Below are 3,092 nucleotides of genomic sequence, written 5' to 3' on the forward strand. Positions count from 1 at the left end.
GGGATGTTGACCTACAATTCTCTGATCGCGCTGTTCCTGACTTACCTTGGCGTGGTCGAGCGCGTCGGGGGCTTGCTGTTGTGGCCTGCCGTCGGACTGCATGCCGCCCTGGCGCTCTTGCTCGCGAGGTCGTGGCATGTCGCGGCTTGCGAGACGTGATGGGTGGATAACGATAATCAAAGATTTGGCTCACAAGTCCAATGATTCCTTGGGCGTCACAGAGGAGAAACGAAGATGCTGAAATCAGTTCGTGTGTCGGCCGTCGGGTTGGCTGTGGCGAACGGGGTCATCGGGGGCCTATTCATGACCGCGCGTCCAGCAAACGCCGTCGTCTATTGCAGAGCAGCGGGGGTGCCGCACGGCTGTGTCGCACGTGGCGCTGTCGCTGCGCATCCGGTCGTCGTGCACGGGCCCGTGGTCTATTGCAAGCGGGTCGGCGTGCCGAGGGGCTGCGTGATGCGGTAGGGCGCCTAAGGACCTTGCGTTTGGATCGACGCGAGCATTGACTCTGCCATGCACGTCCGCGCCGACGCCGCGTGGTGGACCCCATCCGCTGAGCTTCGCTCTTCGTCTTCTCCCTTTAGTAGGAAGGGAAGCGGGAGTGGCGAAGCGCGTCGGCAAGCGCTACTCTTTGGCTCAGCGCGCGGACAAGGATCGGTCATGGCAACCATCAATACCCGCCCACCGCGGGACTCCTCGCGTTCCCTGGCGACCCTGTAGGTCCGCTTCCTCGTCCAATTGAGGCGTCCGAGGCCGCGGTCCGCTAGGTCCGCAATACGTCGGCTCCGACCATTGGTCCCGTTCGACGCATCAACCCTCCTCAACGGTTCGATGGAGACTACACGCTTGCGTCCGGATGGTTCCCGCGCGATCTGACGGGCCACCAGACCGGTTCGAGCGGGTTTTCGGCTTGTCGTGGACCGCAAGCTGCGGCTATGCGAGTGTGGGGGTGCTTTTTCAGCGGAGGGTTGTCCGAAGCCGCGCGTGCAGCGAGGAACCCGAAATGCAGCGCGTTACGCGTTATGCCAAGAGCGGCGATTTGCGCATCGCCTATACCAAGTCGTCGGGGACGGCCCCTTCGATCTCGTCTTCGTGCCCGGCTTTGTCTCGAATATCGAGCTGTTCTAGGAGAGTCCCGAGTGGGCGAACTTTTTCTCCCGGCTTGCTGGGTGTTCGCGGCTGATCCTATTCGATAAGCGCGGCACCGGCTTGTCTGATCGCATTGGCGGCATCGCCAATCTGGAAGAACGGATGGACGACGTGCGGGCGGTTATGGCGGCCGCGTCTTCCAGACCATCGACGACGTCAGAGAAGCCGTCAGCGCCTTCACCGCCCGATACAACGCCGAGTGGCTCATCGAGAAAAACGGATACCGCTCCCCACGCCAGGCCCGTGCCGAATGGCTCGACACGAACCTCAAGCACGCGGCATAGTGCAGCCCCGTGTCCAGAAAACCGGGCGCAGTACAATGTTGCGGCATCGCATCCTAGGAGCCCCGTCGGCTGGAACGGCTGGCGCGGGCGCTGGCGGCTCATGCCCGGGGTCAGCGGGCGGCAACCCGCGGATCGAAGTGGATGGTCTTGGTCTTCCATTGCTCATAAAAAGAGCGATATTGAGCTGGCATCGGTAAAGGGTCGCATGCCTTGACAGCCTGCAACGCGCTCTTTGCCTGTGGCTTTTGTGCCGGGTCGGACGGCGGATTGACGAGCTTCGGCGGCTTCAGGAGCGATCCGTCGGGTTTGAATTTGAGGCGCACCCGCGCGACATAAGGATCTGCGTCGGCGGGCTGAGCCGCCGGCGGCTTCCAGCACGCGAGATAGGTCTTGATCATCCACGCGTCGAGGCCCGCCTCTTGCGAGGCGCTCATGCGTCGCTGCGGCTCGGGCTCGGGCATGGCGGAGGGTACCGGGGCCGAAACGGGCGCCGGGCTCACAGGCGCCGGAGCAGAGGGCTTGGCCGTCGCAATCGACGCGGTTCGCGTCGGAGCTACGTCCTGGACGAGGTTCGCCTCTTGCGAGGTGGGCGCCGGCGCCGAAACGGGCTCCAGGCTCACAGGCGCCGGGGCATCGGGATTGGCCGTCGCAATCGATCCGGTTCGCGTCGGAGCCGGGTCCTCGACAGACGGCTTGGTCTTGAGCCAGTCGTGGACGAGGACGCCCGCGACAAGCGTCGCGAGGAGCGTTATGGGCACGATGAGCGTCGATTTCATAGTCATGGGAGACTGTCGTCGATCCTGCCGAAAGAGTCCTAAGCATGTGTTTCACGCCAGATTGAAATGGATGATCCGCCAGTCCGCCGTGGCCGCTCCTTGGCCGCCGGTAGGACGAGGAAGGGGTACGACGACGCGAAAATGCGGAGGGCTCGGGGCCTGGCTTATCCAACGGTCTCCGGGAGAACCTCCAGAGGAAAGCGTGGGCCAGACGCCCAACACAAGGATGGGCACGGCACCTGGTGCCCACTCGCAGCTGTGGCCCGTGCTAGCTCATGCGTTGCAGCGCGGACCGGGCGTTCGTATTGTTGGGGTTCGCCGAAACTGCGCGTTGATAGGATTCGACCGCTTTCGACCGATTATTGAGTTTCTGATAACAGAACCCGAGCCCCGCCCAAGCATCCGAGTTGTCTGAACTGACGTTCAGCGCCGCGTTGAAGTCCTCGATCGCGGCTTCGTACTTGCCAGTCGCCATCAAGCTCTGACCGCGCGCCTCGGCGCGGTTGTGGCGCCCGACAGATCGCCTCTTGGAAGGCTGAAGCAGTATCTCGACGCTAAGATTTCGAATGGTCTCATCGACGTCCGCAACCCAGCGACCGAACTGCCCGAGAACCACGATCACGACAATTCGCCCGGCTATATCGGAATCCATGACGGGGCGGTCGAGATTTGGCTCCAACGTGCGGTTCGAAAGATCGCGGGTGGAAAACGCGAAGGTCGAACTCTGAAACGGACCCTTGTCGCGGCACGTGTCGTGAAGGTTTGGGGTCGCGGCAATGCCGCCTAGACGACTTTCGTTCAAAGCGCCGCGAACCTCTATGGACTAGGGTACGTTGTCGTCTCCGCAGCTACGGCGGTTTTCGCCTGGGTTGCCTCACGGGTG

General features: G+C 62.7%; 3 protein-coding genes. 1 reads left to right on the forward strand and 2 read right to left on the reverse strand.

Annotated elements, in window-relative coordinates:
- Positions 1–234: 234 nt before the first annotated feature.
- Positions 235–465 (forward strand): hypothetical protein, encoded by a 231-nt coding sequence (locus tag ACLP25_RS20940; RefSeq protein ID WP_442471081.1) that lies wholly within the window; start codon positions 235–237, stop codon positions 463–465.
- Between the two features lie 1,078 nt (positions 466–1,543).
- Here the strand turns inward: ACLP25_RS20940 and ACLP25_RS20945 are convergent.
- Both ACLP25_RS20945 and ACLP25_RS20950 read right to left on the reverse strand, forming a co-directional pair.
- Positions 1,544–1,831 carry a hypothetical protein gene (locus ACLP25_RS20945; protein WP_442471082.1) on the reverse strand — a complete coding sequence of 96 codons (288 nt, stop codon included), beginning with the start codon at positions 1,829–1,831 and terminating at the stop codon, positions 1,544–1,546.
- Between the two features lie 646 nt (positions 1,832–2,477).
- On the reverse strand, positions 2,478–2,861 hold the full coding sequence (locus ACLP25_RS20950) for a tetratricopeptide repeat protein (protein ID WP_442471083.1): 384 nt from the start codon (positions 2,859–2,861) through the stop codon (positions 2,478–2,480).
- Positions 2,862–3,092 lie beyond the last annotated feature (231 nt).

It is taken from the genome of Roseiarcus sp. (genome assembly GCF_052145395.1).
GTDB lineage: Bacteria > Pseudomonadota > Alphaproteobacteria > Rhizobiales > Beijerinckiaceae > Roseiarcus.

Coding starts and splice junctions, on each gene's coding strand:
- ACLP25_RS20940 (WP_442471081.1), top strand. CDS start 235: ATGCTGAAATCAGTTCGTGTGTCGGCCGTCGGGTTGGCTGTGGCGAAC.
- ACLP25_RS20945 (WP_442471082.1), bottom strand. CDS start 1,831: ATGATCAAGACCTATCTCGCGTGCTGGAAGCCGCCGGCGGCTCAGCCC.
- ACLP25_RS20950 (WP_442471083.1), bottom strand. CDS start 2,861: ATGGATTCCGATATAGCCGGGCGAATTGTCGTGATCGTGGTTCTCGGG.